Annotated in this window: 14 protein-coding genes; 9 read left to right on the top strand and 5 right to left on the bottom strand. The window is 64.4% G+C overall.

The window, feature by feature from the left end:
• The first annotated feature begins 102 nt into the window (after positions 1–102).
• From RWT78_RS04600 to pknB, 6 genes are read left to right on the top strand one after another with little or no spacing between them, the layout of a single operon-like run.
• Entirely contained in the window at positions 103–567 is a 465-nt protein-coding gene (locus RWT78_RS04600; protein ID WP_003943418.1) for an FHA domain-containing protein, read from the top strand.
• Entirely contained in the window at positions 564–1,994 is a 1,431-nt protein-coding gene (locus RWT78_RS04605) for a protein phosphatase 2C domain-containing protein (RefSeq protein ID WP_314674286.1), read from the top strand. Before RWT78_RS04600 ends, RWT78_RS04605 begins: the two co-directional genes overlap by 4 nt.
• Complete coding sequence (locus tag RWT78_RS04610) at positions 1,994–3,445, top strand: FtsW/RodA/SpoVE family cell cycle protein (RefSeq protein WP_007735775.1); 1,452 nt, start codon at positions 1,994–1,996, stop codon at positions 3,443–3,445. Before RWT78_RS04605 ends, RWT78_RS04610 begins: the two co-directional genes overlap by 1 nt.
• Positions 3,442–4,908, top strand: coding sequence for a penicillin-binding protein 2 (locus RWT78_RS04615; RefSeq protein WP_007735774.1), 1,467 nt, complete (start codon positions 3,442–3,444; stop codon positions 4,906–4,908). Before RWT78_RS04610 ends, RWT78_RS04615 begins: the two co-directional genes overlap by 4 nt.
• Positions 4,909–4,911: 3 nt before the next feature.
• A complete protein-coding gene (locus RWT78_RS04620; protein WP_063315330.1) occupies positions 4,912–6,270 on the top strand; it encodes a protein kinase domain-containing protein in 1,359 nt (452 codons plus the stop codon).
• Positions 6,267–8,192 carry a Stk1 family PASTA domain-containing Ser/Thr kinase gene (gene pknB, locus RWT78_RS04625; protein WP_007729221.1) on the top strand — a complete coding sequence of 642 codons (1,926 nt, stop codon included), beginning with the start codon at positions 6,267–6,269 and terminating at the stop codon, positions 8,190–8,192. The genes RWT78_RS04620 and pknB overlap by 4 nt, the downstream gene beginning before the upstream one ends.
• 57 nt (positions 8,193–8,249) lie before the next feature.
• Here pknB and RWT78_RS04630 read toward each other — a convergent pair whose 3' ends face one another.
• Both RWT78_RS04630 and RWT78_RS04635 read right to left on the bottom strand, forming a co-directional pair.
• Positions 8,250–8,915 (bottom strand): aminodeoxychorismate/anthranilate synthase component II, encoded by a 666-nt coding sequence (locus RWT78_RS04630; protein WP_003942537.1) that lies wholly within the window; start codon positions 8,913–8,915, stop codon positions 8,250–8,252.
• A 22-nt stretch (positions 8,916–8,937) separates the two neighbouring features.
• Positions 8,938–9,651 (bottom strand): DUF881 domain-containing protein, encoded by a 714-nt coding sequence (locus RWT78_RS04635; RefSeq protein ID WP_003942461.1) that lies wholly within the window; start codon positions 9,649–9,651, stop codon positions 8,938–8,940.
• Between the two features lie 102 nt (positions 9,652–9,753).
• Here RWT78_RS04635 and crgA point away from each other — a divergent pair, with 102 nt between their 5' ends.
• Both crgA and RWT78_RS04645 read left to right on the top strand, forming a co-directional pair.
• Positions 9,754–10,017: a cell division protein CrgA gene (gene crgA / locus RWT78_RS04640; protein ID WP_003942576.1), complete on the top strand. Its 264-nt coding sequence runs from the start codon at positions 9,754–9,756 to the stop codon at positions 10,015–10,017.
• Between the two features lie 107 nt (positions 10,018–10,124).
• On the top strand, positions 10,125–10,616 hold the full coding sequence (locus RWT78_RS04645; RefSeq protein WP_003942511.1) for a PH domain-containing protein: 492 nt from the start codon (positions 10,125–10,127) through the stop codon (positions 10,614–10,616).
• 7 nt (positions 10,617–10,623) lie between these two features.
• On the opposite strand, the gene RWT78_RS04650 is transcribed toward RWT78_RS04645, so the two are convergent.
• Both RWT78_RS04650 and RWT78_RS04655 read right to left on the bottom strand, forming a co-directional pair.
• Entirely contained in the window at positions 10,624–11,472 is an 849-nt protein-coding gene (locus RWT78_RS04650; RefSeq protein WP_314674292.1) for a TauD/TfdA family dioxygenase, read from the bottom strand.
• 106 nt (positions 11,473–11,578) lie between these two features.
• Entirely contained in the window at positions 11,579–12,946 is a 1,368-nt protein-coding gene (locus RWT78_RS04655; RefSeq protein ID WP_314674294.1) for an FAD-linked oxidase C-terminal domain-containing protein, read from the bottom strand.
• Positions 12,947–13,085: 139 nt separating this feature from the next.
• Between RWT78_RS04655 and RWT78_RS04660 the strand changes: the two genes are divergently transcribed.
• Positions 13,086–14,951: a GAF domain-containing protein gene (locus RWT78_RS04660; protein WP_073512969.1), complete on the top strand. Its 1,866-nt coding sequence runs from the start codon at positions 13,086–13,088 to the stop codon at positions 14,949–14,951.
• Here RWT78_RS04660 and RWT78_RS04665 read toward each other — a convergent pair.
• Positions 14,942–16,285, bottom strand: coding sequence for an MFS transporter (locus tag RWT78_RS04665; RefSeq protein WP_042920739.1), 1,344 nt, complete (start codon positions 16,283–16,285; stop codon positions 14,942–14,944). The two genes, RWT78_RS04660 and RWT78_RS04665, sit on opposite strands and share 10 nt — an antisense overlap.
• Positions 16,286–16,451 lie beyond the last annotated feature (166 nt).

Raw genomic sequence — 16,451 nt, forward strand, 5'->3', positions numbered from 1 at the left:
TATCGTGATCTTCGGGGCCCAGAGCCCCCTATGATGCTGCCAGTCGACAATGCTCGAACCCCGCTGCGGCGGGGCTCGAGCCATAGAAGGAGGTGGACAGCCGTGCAGGGCCTGATTCTGCAACTCACACGGGCGGGCTTCCTGCTCCTACTGTGGCTGTTCGTCTGGGCAGTCCTCCGCACTCTCCGCTCCGACATCTATGCCGGCTCCGGGGTCAGGGTTCCGCCGCGGTACACCCGCGCCGGAAAGGTCCTGCCCTCGTTGGGCAAGGCGAAGGTGCCTCGGTACCTGGTGGTCACGCAGGGCGCCCTCGCCGGCACCCGCATCACCCTGGGTTCTCAGCCAGTCATGATCGGCCGCGCCGACGATTCGACGCTCGTTCTCACCGACGATTACGCGTCGACGCGCCATGCGCGGCTCTCGCAGCGCGGAGCTGATTGGTACGTCGAGGATCTCGGTTCGACCAACGGCACCTATCTGGACCGCGCCAAGGTCACCACTGCGGTGCGCGTGCCGCTGGGCACTCCGGTTCGCGTCGGCAAGACGGTAATCGAGCTACGCCCGTGACCCTTGTTCTCCGCTACGCGGCGCGCAGCGACCGCGGTCTCGTGCGCTCCAACAACGAAGATTCCGTGTACGCCGGTGCACGCCTGTTGGCTTTGGCCGACGGCATGGGCGGACACGCGGCCGGTGAGGTCGCGTCGCAGTTGATGATTGCCGCCCTGGCGCATCTCGACGACGACGAGCCCGGCGAGGATCTGCTCGGCAAGCTCGAGGCAGCCACCCGCGAGGGCAACGATTCCATCGCCGATCACGTCGAGGAAGAACCCGAACTCGACGGCATGGGCACCACGCTCACCGCGATCCTCTTCTCCGGCAGCAAGCTCGGTCTCGTGCACATCGGCGACTCGCGCGCCTACCTTCTGCGCGACGACCACCTGACGCAGATCACCCGCGACGACACTTTCGTGCAGTCGTTGGTCGACGAGGGCAGGATCACCGCCGAACAGGCACACACGCACCCGCAGCGATCCCTGATCATGCGGGCGTTGACCGGCAACGAGATCGAGCCGACGCTCACCGTGCGCGAAGCCCGCGCCGGCGATCGCTACCTGCTCTGCTCCGACGGCCTCTCCGACGTGGTCAGCGACGAGACCATCGAGAACACGATGCGCGAGGGCTCGCAGGAGCAGTGCGCCGACCGTCTCATCGAATTGGCGCTGCGCAGCGGCGGTCCCGACAATGTCACCGTCGTCGTCGCCGATGTCATCGACCTCGACTACGGCCAGTCGCATCCCATCGTCGCGGGCGCCGCGTCGACGGAAGAGGAAGAGGACGCCCCTCCCCCCAACACCGCTGCCGGCCGCGCCGCTGCCATGCGTCCGCCGCGCGCGACGCCCAAGCGAGTTGTCTCCCAACCCGAACCGGAACCGAAGAAGAAGCGGAACCGGCTGTGGTGGGTGGTCCTCGCCGTGGTGCTGATCGCACTGGTCGGCGTCGGCGCCGTGATCGGCCGCGCCGTCATCCGCAACAACTACTACGTCGGCGAAGACAACGGCCGCGTGACGGTGTTGCGCGGAATCCCCGGTTCGGTGCTCGGCTACTCGCTGCAGGACGCGGATCTGGTGGGTTGCGTCGGCGACGACGACGTCCTCACCCTCGTCTCCCCCGACGCGATTCCCAGCAACTGCAACATCCTCGAAGTGACGGATCTGCAGCCGTCGGCGCAGGAGCAGGTGCGCGCCGGGCTGCCGTCCGGCAAGCGTGAGGATGCGCAGAGCCAGATGATCCGTCTCATCGGCGGCGATCTGCTGCCTCGTTGTGAGCCGGTTCCGACGACGACGGCCACGCCCACTCCCCCGCCGGCACCGGAGACCACGCCGCCCCCCGCACCGCCCGGGGAGCCTGCTGCGCCGACGACGGCAGCACCCACGACTACGCCGACGCCGACGCCGACCGACATTCCCGGTCAGACTTGCAGGACGGTCAACTGATGTCGTCCAACGCAGCTGCGGGGACGGCTTTTCCGAGTCCGCCCGGAGGTTTTGCCCCGGCGCCGGTCCAGTCGACTCGTCGAAACATGGAGCTGCTGCTCCTGGGCTTTGCCGTCATCATCACGACGGTCTCGCTTCTGCTCGTCGAGGCGAGCCAGGAACAGAAGATCACTCTCGATCTGGCCAAGTACGCGCTCGCGTACACGGGCCTGTTCCTGATCGCGCACTTGGCAATTCGGCGGTATGCGCCTTACGCCGATCCACTGTTGCTCCCGATCGTCGCCCTGCTCAACGGCCTGGGGTTGGTGCTCATCCACCGACTCGACCTCGCCGACGAACAGACAGCGCTCTACAACGGCGTCGAGGCACCGTCACCGGATGCGAACCAGCAGGTCATGTGGACTGCACTGGCGATCACCGGTTTCGTGCTGCTGCTCGTGTTCTTGAAGGACTACCGCCTGATGGCGCGGTTCAGCTACACACTCGGCCTCGCAGGCCTGGTGTTCCTGGCGATTCCCGCGATCCTGCCGGCGAAGTTCTCGAGCGTGAACGGCGCAAAAATCTGGATTCGCCTGCCTGGATTCAGCATTCAGCCAGGTGAGTTCGCGAAGATCCTGCTCATCATCTTCTTCGCGTCGGTGCTCGTCGCCAAGCGCGACCTGTTCACCTCGGCCGGTAAACACTTCCTGGGCATGGACTTTCCGCGTGCCCGCGACCTCGGTCCGATCCTGCTCGCCTGGATCGTCTCGGTGGGCGTGCTCGTCTTCGAAACCGACCTCGGTACGTCTTTGCTGCTCTTCAGCACCGTGCTGGTGATGCTCTACATCGCGACCGAACGTGTGGGCTGGCTGGTGATCGGCGGCGGACTGCTCGCCATAGGATTCTTCTTCGCCTACAAGATGTTCGGTCACGTACGCGTGCGCGTCGACACCTGGCTGGACCCGCTCGGCGACTACGCCAACACCGGGTATCAGATCTCGCAATCGCTGTTCGGCCTGGCCACCGGTGGTATCGCCGGAACAGGTCTGGGCAGTGGTCGACCCAACCAGGTGCCGTTCGCGAAGACGGACTTCATCATCGCGACCATCGGCGAAGAACTCGGCCTGATCGGCCTGGCCGCTGTGCTGATGCTGTTCCTGCTTCTCATCGTGCGCGGCCTGCGTACTGCGTTGGCAGTGCGCGACAGCTTCGGCAAACTGCTCGCCGCCGGTCTGTCGTTCACGATCGCGATCCAGATTTTTGTCGTCGTCGGCGGCGTCACCAAGCTGATCCCGCTGACGGGTCTGACAACACCGTTCATGTCGTACGGCGGCTCGTCGCTGCTCGCGAACTACCTACTGCTGGCCATCCTCGTCCGGATCTCGGACGCGGCACGTGCGCCGGTAGTGACGAAGAAGAAAGGTCCGCCCCCAATCGCTGACGCCAATACCGAGATGATGCCGCGCGTATGAACACTCCACTGCGCCGCGTCGCGATGGCCGTCATGGTGATGGTCGTCGCGCTCCTCGCCAACGCCACGTACGTACAGGTCATCAAAGCTGACGACCTGCGAGCCGACCCGCGCAACTCGCGGGTGCTGCTCGACGAGTACTCACGCCAGCGAGGTCAGATCTCGGCTTCCGGTCAGGTGCTTGCCGCCTCCCGCGCCACCGACGACCGGTACAAGTACCTGCGCGAGTATCCGAATCCGTACCCGTACGCACCGGTCACGGGCTTCTACTCGATGCAGTACGGCAGCGCCGGCCTCGAGCGCACCGAAGATCCGATTCTCAACGGCTCGGACAACCGGCTGTTCAGTCAGCGCTTCTTCGACCTGGTGTCCGGACGCGATCCGCGCGGCGGCAACGTCGTCACGACGCTCAATCCGGCCATGCAGCAGGTGGCCTACGACCAGCTGACCAGCAAGGGCTACACCGGTTCCGTCGTCGCCATCGAGCCGAGCACCGGACGCATCCTGACGATGGTCAGCACTCCGAGCTACGACCCGAACCTGCTTGCCAGCCACGACGGCGCCGAAACCACGAAGGCGTGGGACGAGCTCAATGCCGATCCCAACGATCCGTTGGTCAACCGCGCTATCTCGCAGACCTACCCTCCCGGCTCGACGTTCAAGGTGCTCACCACGGCCGCAGCTCTTGGCAACGGTGCGACCCCGGACGACCAGCTGACCGCGGCGCCGCAGATCACGCTGCCCGGCACCAGCACGACCCTCGAGAACTACAACGGCAGCACGTGCGGCCCCAACCCGACGGCGTCGTTGCGCGACGCGTTTGCGCGCTCGTGCAACACGGCGTTCGTCGAACTGGGCATCAAAGACGGCGCCGACGCCATCAAGGACGAGGCCAGCGCCTTCGGTATCGGACCCAACACTCCCGCGATCCCGCTGCCGGTTGCAGACAGCACGGTCGGCGACATCTCCGACGACGCGGCTCTCGGCCAGACCAGCATCGGCCAGCGTGACGTCGCGGTGACCCCGCTCGAGAACGCAGTGATCGCCGCGACCGTCGCCAACGGTGGAGTGCGGATGCAGCCCAACCTGATCTCCCAGTTGCAGGCACCGGATCTGACCGATCTCAGTACACCGTCGCCGGTTTCGATGGGTCAGGCGATCTCGCCGGCAGTTGCGGCAACGCTGACCGATCTGATGATCGGCTCGGAGAACTTCACCGGCGGCGACGGCAAGATTCCCGGCGTTCAGATCGCGTCCAAGACCGGTACCGCGGAGCACGGCGTGAACCCGCGGGAAACTCCGCCGCACGCCTGGTACATCGCTTTTGCACCGGCGCAGAATCCGACGGTCGCCGTGGCCGTCATAGTCGAGAACGGTGGTGACCGCGGACTTGCCGCTACCGGTGGCTCGGTTGCTGCGCCGATCGGTCGTGCAGTCATCGCAGCCGGAATCCAAGGGGGCTGAACCGTGGCGTTGAACAACGGCGCTTTGATCGCCGATCGTTACCGATTGATCCGTCTCATCGCCACCGGTGGGATGGGTCAGGTGTGGGAAGCCACCGACTCCCGGCTCAACCGTCGCGTCGCCGTCAAGGTACTCAAGTCCGAGTTCTCTTCCGATCCGGAGTTCTTGGAGCGCTTCCGCTTCGAGGCCCGCACCACCGCACAGCTCAACCATCCCGGTATCGCCGGAATCTACGACTACGGCGAGACCCGCGACAGCTCGGGTGATTCCACGGCGTACCTGGTGATGGAACTCGTCAACGGTGAACCGCTCAACGCTGTCCTGGCACGCGTCGGCCGCCTGGCGGTTCCGCATGCCCTCGACATGCTCGAGCAGACCGGCCGCGCCCTGCAGGTCGCACATGACGCCGGTGTCGTGCACCGCGACGTGAAGCCGGGCAATATCCTCATCACGCCGACTGGCCAGGTGAAGATCACGGACTTCGGCATCGCCAAGGCCGTCGAGAACTCACCTGTCACGCGCACGGGAATGGTGATGGGCACCGCCCAGTACATCGCGCCCGAGCAGGCTCTCGGTCAGGACGCGACCGCGGCGAGTGACGTGTACTCGCTGGGAATCGTCGGATACGAAGCACTTTCGGGTCGACGCCCGTTCACCGGTGACGGCGCGCTGACCGTCGCGATGAAGCACGTGCAGGAAACCCCGGCGCCGATGCCGGCCGACCTGCCGCCGAACATCCGCGAGCTCATCGACATCACGTTGACCAAGGATCCGGCCGGCCGCTACGCCAGTGGCGGCGAGTTCGCCGACGCCGTTGCAGCCGTTCGGGCAGGGAGACGTCCACCGCCGCCCGGTCTGCTCGCTACCGGTGCCGCGAGCGCGTTGCCGGCAACGGGTGCCACGCAGGTCATGCCGCCGACGTACGCGGGCCCGGTGACGGGCGCCGCTGCTGCGGACGACGCGGCAGCCGGCGGACTGACCAGTGGACAGAAGGCCGTGGCGTGGGCCGGCGGCGGATTGATCCTGTTGGCGTTGATCATCGGCGGAGTCTGGATCGCGACCGACGGTCCGAGCGACCCGACGCCGCCCGTCGTCACGTCCACGACGTTGCCGACCACCACGACGACCAAGCCCACCACCACGACGACTCGGCCGACGACGACGACCACCGAGCCGACAACAACGACGACTCGGCCGACGACCACAACGACCGAGCCGACAACCACCACGACAACGCCGACCACGACCACAACAACTCCGACGACCACAACCACCACCACGACGACAACGACGACCACAACGACCACTGAGCCGTTGGCGGATCCCGGAGACGCTGAAGAACCGCTAGGACAAGACCAATGACGACACCCCGCAATCTCTCCTCCCGCTACGAGCTGGGTGAGATTCTCGGCTTCGGCGGAATGTCCGAGGTTCACCTGGCGCGCGACCTCCGACTCAGCCGCGACGTCGCGATCAAGGTGCTGCGTGCAGACCTCGCACGCGATCCCACGTTCTACTTGCGGTTTCGTCGTGAGGCGCAGAACGCTGCCGCGCTGAACCATCCGGCGATCGTGGCCGTCTACGACACCGGTGAAGCCGAGACCGACGCCGGGCCGCTGCCGTACATCGTCATGGAGTACGTCGACGGCGACACGTTGCGTGACATCGTGCGCAGCACCGGGCCGATGGCTCCGCGCAAGGCGATGGAAGTGATCGCGGACGTCTGTGCCGCTTTGGACTTCAGCCACCGCAACGGCATCGTGCACCGCGACGTCAAGCCCGCCAACATCATGATCAACCGTGCCGGCGCCGTGAAGGTGATGGACTTCGGTATCGCCCGTGCCATTTCCGACGCGTCGAGCCCGATGACGCAGACGGCCGCCGTGATCGGCACCGCTCAGTACCTCTCGCCGGAGCAGGCGCGAGGTGAGCAGGTCGACGCGCGTTCGGACGTGTACTCGCTCGGTTGTGTGCTGTTCGAGATTCTGACGGGCGAGCCGCCCTTCAAGGGTGATTCACCGGTCGCCGTGGCGTACCAGCATGTTCGTGAAGATCCGCAGACGCCGTCGGAGATCAATCCCGACATTCCGCGCGAGCTGGATTCGATCATTCTCAAGGCGATGAGCAAGAACCCGGCCAACCGCTACCAGAGCGCCGGCGACATGCGCAGCGACTTGGTACGTGTCCTGGGCGGTCAGCGTCCGAGTGCTCCGATGGTGATGAACGACGAGGACCGCACCACCATCCTCGGCGCCGTCGGCTCCGACACCGGGAACTACCGCACCGCTCCCGATCCGGTCGAGCCGGTTGCTGCGAGGACAACTCGCGCCGCCGAGCCGCCTGCCAAGAAGAAGGGCGGACGCTACGCCCTGATGGGCATCGCGGCGCTTCTGGTGATCGGTCTGGTGACGTTCTTCCTCATTCGGGTGAACTCGCCGAAGGTCGAGATGGTGACCGTTCCGGGCGACCTCACCAACCAGCCCGCCGACGTCGCCGAGGCGACGCTGACCAACGCCGGATTCCAGGTGGAGCGTCAGCAGAAGACGGACAAGGTGATCGCCGCCGGAAACGTCATCACGACGCGTCCGGTTGCCGGGGTGCGTATCGAGAAGGGCAGCACCGTCACCATCGACGTGTCCACCGGACCCGAGCAGGTCGCGATCCCGCGCCTGACCGGGCTGAGCCAGGACGACGCGGAGAAGAAGCTCAACTCCGTCGGACTCCGACTTGATCCGACCATCGGCAAGGCGGCGTCGACCGTCGCCGAGGTCGACAAGATCGTCAATCAGGACCCGGCCGTCGGAGTGTCGGTTGTTCTCGATTCCGCGGTCTCGATCACCGTCGGCACCGGACCGGAGCAGGTTCGTGTCCCGGATGTCACCGGTCAGCGTGAAGAGGTGGCGAGGCCCAACATCGAAGGTGCCGGGTTCGTCGTCCAGATCACGGAGATCGATTCGGGTCTGCCGAAGGGGCAGGTCGTTTCGACCGACCCGACCGGTGGCACTTCGGCCACCAAGGGTTCGACCGTGACGCTACGAGTGTCCAACGGCAACCAGGTCGCGATGCCTGATCTGACCAACAAGACGGTATCGGAGGCGTTGAGCACGCTTCGCGCAGCCGGTTGGGCGGGAACTGCTTCGCAGCTTGTGCAGAACCAGAGCACGACGCTCACCCCGGAGATGGTGGGCAAGATCGTCTCGCAGACGCAGCCTCCGGGCTCGGAGATCTCCAAGGACGCGGTCATCACCGTCAGCGTCGGAGCGCTCGGAATCCCCGGCCGCTAGCAAAGTGAAAAAGTGCCTCCCGGAGATTTCCGGGAGGCACTTTTTTGTGGACAGGTGTCAGAGAATCGCGGGCAGGGCTCCACCGAGCGCCGACGCGACCTCGGCCTCGAGGGCTGCGACGAGTCCTTCCGGCGGCGCCTCACCGCAGACTGCGAGCCAGTTCGCGAGCATCCGGTGTCCACCCTGGGTGAGTACGGACTCGGGGTGGAACTGGACGCCGTGAATCGGCAGTTCGCGGTGACGCATCGCCATCACGACGCCACTCTCGGTGTGTGCGGTCACCTCGAGTTCCTCGGGAATGGTGTCCTCGAGAACCGTCAGCGAGTGGTAGCGGGTAGCGGTGAACGGATCGGGCAGTCCGGCCAGGACGCCGACGTCCTTGTGGTGCACCAGACTCGTCTTGCCGTGAAGCAGTTCGGGCGCGCGGTCGACGGTTCCGCCGAAAGCCGCACCGATCGCCTGGTGTCCGAGACAGACGCCGAGCAGCGGGGTCTTGGTGTCTGCGCAGACCTTCACCAGATCCATCGTCGCTCCCGCGCGCTGTGGAGTTCCGGGGCCCGGGCTCAGGAGAATGCCGTCGAACTGCGCTACTGCACCCTCGAGGTCTGCCGTCAGTTGTGGATCGTCGTTGCGCCAGACCACGGCTTCGGTTCCGAGCTGGCCGAGGTACTGAACCAGGTTGAACACAAAGCTGTCGTAGTTGTCGACGACGAGAATCCTCATGAGAGCAGGGTAAACGCCCGTGCTATCCGCCGGTATAGGCGGGGACCGTGATCTGCGACGGCGTCGCCTGCGTGTACCCGAGGCCGAAGCGGGTCGCGTACTGCTTGTAGATCCGAATGCCCGGTTCGGCGGCGAGTGCCGCCTCGAGGCGCGCGACGTCGCCGATGGCACTCATCACGTACGGCGGGCTGTAGGTACGTCCGTGAAGAAGGAGGGTGTTTCCGATGCACCGCGGCGCCGACGTACTGATGATCCGTTGGTCCTGCATGCCCACCGCTTCGGCCCCGCCGGCCCACAGTGCGTTCAGCACGCTCTGGACGTCCTGCTGATGCACGACGAGGTCGTCCGGGGTGGCGTCGACCGGGTACTTGCCGTCGGCGTTGCGCGGAGCGTCCGTCATGGTGACGACAACACCCGGGCCGGTCATCTCCGTCAGTCCCGCGTCGGCGGAGATGTTCTTGATGTCACCGAGCGCGGCGGCCACTCCGGCGTCGGACCGAGCGGCGTCTTGCTGCAGCGAATCGAGCTGGGCGGCAAGTTCGTCCCGGTCGGCCGAGACTTTTTCGGCATTGGCCTGGGCGCTGCGAACCAGATCGGAGAGCCTGGTGCTTTCGGTGACCTGGAGCTGGTTCTCCTCGGCGGATCGTTGCGCCGTGGCGACCATCAGACCGGCTACCAGGCAGACGGCAAGTACACCGATGTGCCAGACGGTTCGTGAAGATTCACCCGAAGACACGTGGCTCCTCCCGGATTGTGCAGGTCGGCCGGTGACCAACTGGACACAGCTACGTTAGCGTGTAGGTAACACATGCAGGTCACACCGTAGAGCGAGGACGTCATGCCCAAGTCGAAGGTCCGTAAGAAGAACGACTACACAGTCAACCCGGCAAACCGCACTCCGGTGAAGGTGAAGATGGGTCCGTCGAGCACGTTGTACGTCTCGGTGATGCTCGGATTCATGCTTGTCGGCCTGGCATGGCTGATTGTGTACTACTTGGCCGCGGATTCGATCACGTGGATGAACGACTTGGGAAACTATAACTTCCTCGTCGGCTTCGGCTTCATGGTTGTGGGCCTTGTGATGACCATGAGATGGCGCTGACCAGCGAGTATCTGATTCGACCCGGATCGTGACCGTCATTCAATTACATGGGTGTCATTCATCCCCATTGTGGATAACTCCTGTGGACAACCTAGGAAGTTATCCACATGCTCGAGGATGAATTTCATCCACAGCCTCGTGACAACGTCACGGAGGTGATCTCGTGGGCCACTCCGATGGGTGTTGTCTACGCGATGTTCGGCGGCGGAATTGCCCTCGCGATCGCCTCGATAATCGCGCCCACGGAGCCTGCCGGACGCTTCCTGCTCGCCCTCGCGGTGATCGGGCTGTTCGTGATGGGCGGACTCGCCCTGCGTCAGCGTCCCCGCCTGGCTGTGATCGAAGACGCGGGAACCAAGTCGATCGCGGTGCAGCGATTGCGCGCCCGCCACGAGTTCACCCGCGAACAGATCGACCGCGTGCGTCTCGTCCGCTACCCGCGTCTGGGTCGACGCGTCCCGATGCTCGAGATCGACATCGTCGACCGTCCCACCGACACGGAGAAGCTGTTGATCTTCGGACGCTGGGATCTCGGCACGTCACCGGAGGACGTCCTGGACGTGCTCGCCGTCCACGGTTTGGTACCGCCCGAGAAATAGGCGCGGGTTACATGGCCAGTGCCGCGAGGTCCGGCTGCACGATGTCGAGAGCCTGCTGCGGCACCGCGACTGCGTCGCTCGACCATCCCCAGATCGAGTACAGCTCACGGCCGGGGTCGGTGTATCCGTCGCGGCCGTGCAGTACCCGGTAGTTGTCGATGCAGATCATCTCGCCGGCTTCGGCGCGGAACATCGGACCGCTGTCTCGCACGTGAATCACAGCCTCACTCCACTGCTTCACCAGCGGCCACTGCGCTACTTCCGATTCACCGGCGATCGGCGCGAGGTACGGGTGATAGCGAACCTGGTTGCGTCCACTCGGCACCGTCCTGGCGATCGGCGCAAATGTGTTCTGCGGAAAGTTCGGTTCCGAATGGTCGATGTCTGTGCTCCAACAGAATTCGGCCAATTCAGCGGTTGCGGGATCGAAGGCGAGCAACCGCGTCAGTTTGAGCGCATCGATGAGAAACGAGTCGCCGCCACTCGGATACGCCGGACGCTTGCACCACAGAAACAGATAGTCGGGCGCGTAGTCACCGAACGCAAAACCGTCGTTGTGGGCGGTCATCCGCTCGCCGGAGATGCCGAACGAGCGCTTCCTGCCGCGTTCGTCCACCGGTTGGGTGTCGACGACAGCTGCTTCGGCATCCTGACTCTTGGCACTCGCCTCGAACTGGCGGCCGACGCGAATGCACTTCTCACCGAGCAACTTCGACGCGAAGGCAATGGCATCTTCCTCGGTGTGCAGGCCACCGAAGACCGCGGCGCCGTCGAGAGCGATTGCCGCCCGCACGGCCTCGACCGTCTCCACGCGCCGCGGAACAACACTTGCCAGCGTCAAATCGGAAGAGAACATTCATCACTCCATACGTCGAGTTGGCCAAACGGTTCAACTCGAGCGTAGGAACTCGTCATTTCGACGGCGTAACTCCGGAAACCGATTCGGTTACGGAGCCAGCCTTTCAGATCACCTTGCCCGGGTTCATGATTCCGTGGGGGTCGAGTGCGCCCTTGATTACATGATGCATCGCGACGACGGCCGGTGACAATTCTTGCGCCAAGCCGCCCATCTTCAGCAGGCCGACGCCGTGTTCACCGGTGACGGTTCCGCCCAACTCGAGGGCGTTGTCGATGATCTCGGCAAAAGCGGCCTGAGCACGCCTCCGCGCCGCTTCGTCGTCGTGTGGCGTGATCAGCAGCGGATGCAGGTTGCCGTCACCCGCATGCGCGATGTTCGCGATGTGCGTGTCGTGCCTGGCCGAGATGGCCTCGATCCGTGCCAGCATCTCCGGGACCGCTGCCTTGGGGACACAGATGTCCTCGGTGAGCACCGGGCCGAGCCGCTCGAGGGCGGGGTATGCCAGACGCCGGGCGGAGAACAGGGCGTCGGCTTCCTCCTGGTCGGTGGATCTCGCGCTCCAGGTAGCCCCGGAACGGTTGAAACAGGCCAACATTCGCTCGGCTTCGGCGTCGCCGATCTCGCCCGGTGTGTCGATTCGGCCGAGCAGGACCACCTCGGCATCGGCCGAGAGGCCCATGTTCTTCCAGGCATCGACGGCAAGCAGGCACTGCCGATCGATCAACTCGAGGGCCGACGGCGTGAGACCGTCTGCGGCGACGGCTTCGACTGCCTTGCCCGCAGCAACGATGGAGTCGAAGTATCCGACGATGGTGCGTTCGGGATCGCGCTGAGGACGAAGCTTGACGGTCACCTCGGTGATCACCCCGAGAGTGCCTTCGGAGCCGACCATGAGCGCCGAGAGATCAAACCCAGCCACTCCCTTGGCAGTTCGACGCCCGAGCCGAACCAGCTCACCGGTTCCGGTGACCACCTGCATGCCCAGTACGTAGTCCTTGGTGACGCCGTACTTGACGCAACACAGGCCGCCGGCATTGGTCGCGACGTTGCCGCCGATCGTCGACCAGGGTGCGCTCGCCGGATCGGGCGGATACCAGAGGCCGTGCTCGGCGCAGGCGTCGCGGAGGTGATCGTTGACCACTCCGGGTTCGACCACGGCCAAACGCTCGAGGGTGTTGATCTCCTTGATGGCGTTCATCGCGTCGAAGGCGATCACGACGCCGCCGGCGACTGCGTTGGCTCCGCCCGACAGACCGGTTCCGGCGCCGCGCGTGACGACGGGCGCACCGTGGGCGATGCACGCCTGCACAACTGTCTGTACCTGCTCGGCTGTGCGCGGTCGGACCACTGCGACCGGCATCTCGTACGGAGCCCACTCGGCGTCGTCGTGGATGTAGCTCGCCATGATGTCGGGGTCGGTGATCAGTCGATCCGCATCGATCTGCGAGCCGAGCGCCTCGAGGAGTGTCATGTCTCCACGATAGTGACGGCCGCTACACCGCCCCATGTAGATTTACTCCGAGAAACCGGAAACCGTATGGACATTCTCTCCATACTCATCGTTGGCCTGACGAGTTGGTCTGACGAGTTAATCTGACAAGGGAGCGCGGATGCACGAGAACTGGCTACAGCTTCTCCTGGCCGAGGCATCCACCGAGGAACTGATCGAACACCGCGATCAGTTGGCCGCTGGGTCAGGCCCCGAGGTCGCCGCCGAAATCGAGCGAGAAGCCCGATCGGCACTTCAACTACGAAGTCTCCTGGCTCAGCGCCGACAGCGCGCCACCGAACTCGGGGCACTCAACGACATCGCGTCACTGCTGACCACGATGCACGATCACCACGCCCTCCTGCAGGAGATCGTGGATCAGGCCAAACGACTACTCGGCGTCGACCTTTCGTACCTTGCTCTCATTCATGACGACATCTTGATCATCGAAGTCACGAGCGGTGCGTACACCTCCCAATTGCTCGGCCTCACGGTTCCCTTCCGCGAAGGTCTGATCGGTCGCGTGGTCGAGAACTCTTCTCCTGCTTGGTCTCCCGACTACCGAAACGATCCCTCGTTTGCACATATCGGACCGGCCGACGATGCAGCGCGAGCCGAGAACATGCGCGGCCTGCTGGCTGTGCCGCTGACCTTGAACGGCAAGATCCTGGGTGCCCTGTGCGCGTGCAAACGTCAAGAGCGCCGATTCGGCAACGAGGAAGTTGCGTTGCTGTCCGCCCTCGCAGCCCATGCCTCGGTGGCCATCGAGAATGCCCGCTCTCTCGAACGCTATCGCGCGACGGTTGCGGAAGTGAACGCCGCGAACACCGAACTTGCCAAGCGCACAGCACTTCTCGAACAGACACTGACTTGGGATCGTTCGCTCACTCAGGTTGTCCTGCGCGGCGGCGGTGTTCGCGAACTCGTGGAGGAAACCTCGGCGTCGACGGGCTCGCCCGTGTTCTTCGTGACCGGAACATCCGAGATCCCACCGGGACTGCAACGGGTGAGCGAGAGCGTGCATCGGGTCTTCGACATCCTTGCCGCCGACCGACGCGAGCAGGAAGTGACGCTTATCGTCGGTGAGCAGTTCCTGTTCGCCACCGAAGTACGCAGTGCCGGTGACCAACTCGGAGTTCTGTTCCTACTCTCGCGCCAGGAACCCACCGCCGCCATGAGATTGGCACTCGAAAGGTCTGCTCCCGCCATTGCGCTGGCACTGGTCGGCGAACGGGCAGCCCGGGAAGCCACCCGCCGAGCACGCGATGCATTTCTGGTCGATCTGATCACCAGGCCTGCGCCGACGCCGGCCGAGGTCACCGGTCAGTTCCGCCTGGCCGGGCTCAATCCTGACCGCTCATACACCGTCGTGGTGGCCCGCCCGGCCGACGCCGTCGACCGTGCGCGTCGCAGTATCGAGGAAATTGCATTCCCCTCGGGAACCGTTGTTGCCGAACATGGTTCACGAGTCATCGCACTGATTCCCGGAATGTCACCGGCAGCAGTTGCGGCGGCGTGGGTTCAGCCGGCGGAGAACCCGACAGTGGGAATCGCCGATCCCGCGGTGGGAGCGGAAGGTCTGGCGCGGGCGTATGTCGAGGCACAGCACACCGTCGACGTCCTCGAGACTCTCGGTCGGGCCTCCCACGTGGAACCGGCAAGTTCACTCGGCATCTACCGAATTCTCCTCAGCCGCACCGGCCGCGAAGAACTGGAAGCCCTGACAGAGCGTTCCCTCGGTCCTCTCCTCGAGGAGGAGCAACGACGCGGCGTTCCGCTATTGGACACCCTCGCGTCGTACCTGTCACACAATTGCAAGCACTCCGCGACCGCCGCCGCGCTCGCGATTCACGCCAACACTCTGTACCAACGGCTCGAGTCGATCGACAGGTTGATCGGTACACAGTGGCGTCAGCCGGACCAGGCGCTCGATCTTGCGCTCCTGATCCGGCTGCGTGCCAGTGCCGGGAAACTCGGTCAGATCTGAGCGGGCTTGCTCGATCGCTTTGCCAGTGCCACCACAAGGATTGCGGCACAGAGCATCACGGCGCCCACCACCCACAGTCCTGCCTTGGCATTTCCGGTCACATCGGTGAGCCAGCCGGTGATGTACGGAGCACCGAAGCCCGACGCGTTGCCGATCGAGTTGATCATGGCGATGCCCGCGGCCGCGCTGGCACCCGTCAGGAACGTGGTGGGAAGGTACCAGAATACGGGGAGTGCACACAGCACGCCGACGGCGGTGAGCGAGACCGCGATCATGACGGTGAACGGTGAATCCAGGTACAGCGCAATCGGAATGGATACCGCGCCCAGGAGCGTCGGGGCTGCAACGTGCCACATTCGTTCACCGGTCTTGTCGGAATGGCGGCTCCACAGCACCATCGCGACAGCGCCGATCGCGTAGGGGACGGCCACGATCAGGCCTGTCTCGACGAGCGAGAAATCGGTGTCGAACGTCTGCTTGAATCCTGCGACGATGCTGGGCAGGAAGAAGCTCAAAGCGTAAAGGCCGTACGTGATTCCGAAGTAGACCAGACCGAAACCGATGACGCGGGGATCACGCAGGGTTTTGCCGGCCGACTGGTGACCGGCGTCGCCGAGTTCTTTCTCCTCGTCGGCCATCGACTTCATCAGCCAGGTGCGCTCCTCGAGGGTCAACCACTTCGCGTCGGCGGGACGGTCGGTGAGGTAGAACCAGACGACAAACGCCAAGATCACGGCGGGCAGACCCTCGATCAGGTACATCACGCGCCATCCGGCGAGGCCGAACAGGCCGTCGCCGTACTGGATGATGGCGGCCGAGAGCGGGGCACCGAGCGCCGACGAGAGCGGAAGTGTCAGCAGGAACAAGCCCATCAGGCGTACGCGGTACTTCTTCGGGAACCAGAAGGTCAGGTAGAGAAGAACTCCGGGGAAGAAGCCGGCCTCGGCGATTCCCAGCAGAATGCGGAGGAAATAGAGGCTGCCCACGTTGGGCACGAATGCCAGCGCAGCGGCGAGGATGCCCCAGGTGAGCATGATGCGCGCGATCCACAGCCGGGCGCCGAAGCGGTGCAGGGCCAGGTTGCTCGGCACCTCGAACAACAGATAGCCGACAAAGAAGAGTCCGGAGGCGAGCCCGAACATGGTCTCGGTCATCCCGAGGTCGGCGCTCATGGTGAGCTTCGCGAAGGCGATGTTCGTACGATCCAGATAGTTCACGAAATAGAGCAGGATCAAAAAGGGGATCAGTCGTCGCGCTACCTTCTTCACCACGCGAGATTCGATCTCGCTCGGCGCAACCCCACCGTCAGTGGTGGTGCTATCGGTGGAGGTCATGGCAGGGGTACTCCTCGGAAAAGGTCAGCGTTGCTATCTACGAAGTGACTCAAGCCACAGTAGAAGCACGACTGAGCCCAACCTATGTGGACAATCTCTACAGAAGCCGTCTCTGCATGTGCGATTGCTCCCAAAGATCCGGCAGATGATCCCGGGCAGCCCGACG

The sequence above is a fragment of the uncultured Rhodococcus sp. genome (assembly GCF_963525155.1).
Lineage (GTDB): Bacteria > Actinomycetota > Actinomycetes > Mycobacteriales > Mycobacteriaceae > Rhodococcus_F > Rhodococcus_F qingshengii.

Coding starts and splice junctions, on each gene's coding strand:
- RWT78_RS04610 (WP_007735775.1), top strand. CDS start 1,994: ATGTCGTCCAACGCAGCTGCGGGGACGGCTTTTCCGAGTCCGCCCGGA.
- RWT78_RS04615 (WP_007735774.1), top strand. CDS start 3,442: ATGAACACTCCACTGCGCCGCGTCGCGATGGCCGTCATGGTGATGGTC.
- pknB (WP_007729221.1), top strand. CDS start 6,267: ATGACGACACCCCGCAATCTCTCCTCCCGCTACGAGCTGGGTGAGATT.
- RWT78_RS04630 (WP_003942537.1), bottom strand. CDS start 8,915: ATGAGGATTCTCGTCGTCGACAACTACGACAGCTTTGTGTTCAACCTG.
- crgA (WP_003942576.1), top strand. CDS start 9,754: ATGCCCAAGTCGAAGGTCCGTAAGAAGAACGACTACACAGTCAACCCG.
- RWT78_RS04645 (WP_003942511.1), top strand. CDS start 10,125: ATGCTCGAGGATGAATTTCATCCACAGCCTCGTGACAACGTCACGGAG.
- RWT78_RS04650 (WP_314674292.1), bottom strand. CDS start 11,472: ATGTTCTCTTCCGATTTGACGCTGGCAAGTGTTGTTCCGCGGCGCGTG.
- RWT78_RS04655 (WP_314674294.1), bottom strand. CDS start 12,946: ATGACACTCCTCGAGGCGCTCGGCTCGCAGATCGATGCGGATCGACTG.
- RWT78_RS04660 (WP_073512969.1), top strand. CDS start 13,086: ATGCACGAGAACTGGCTACAGCTTCTCCTGGCCGAGGCATCCACCGAG.
- RWT78_RS04665 (WP_042920739.1), bottom strand. CDS start 16,285: ATGACCTCCACCGATAGCACCACCACTGACGGTGGGGTTGCGCCGAGC.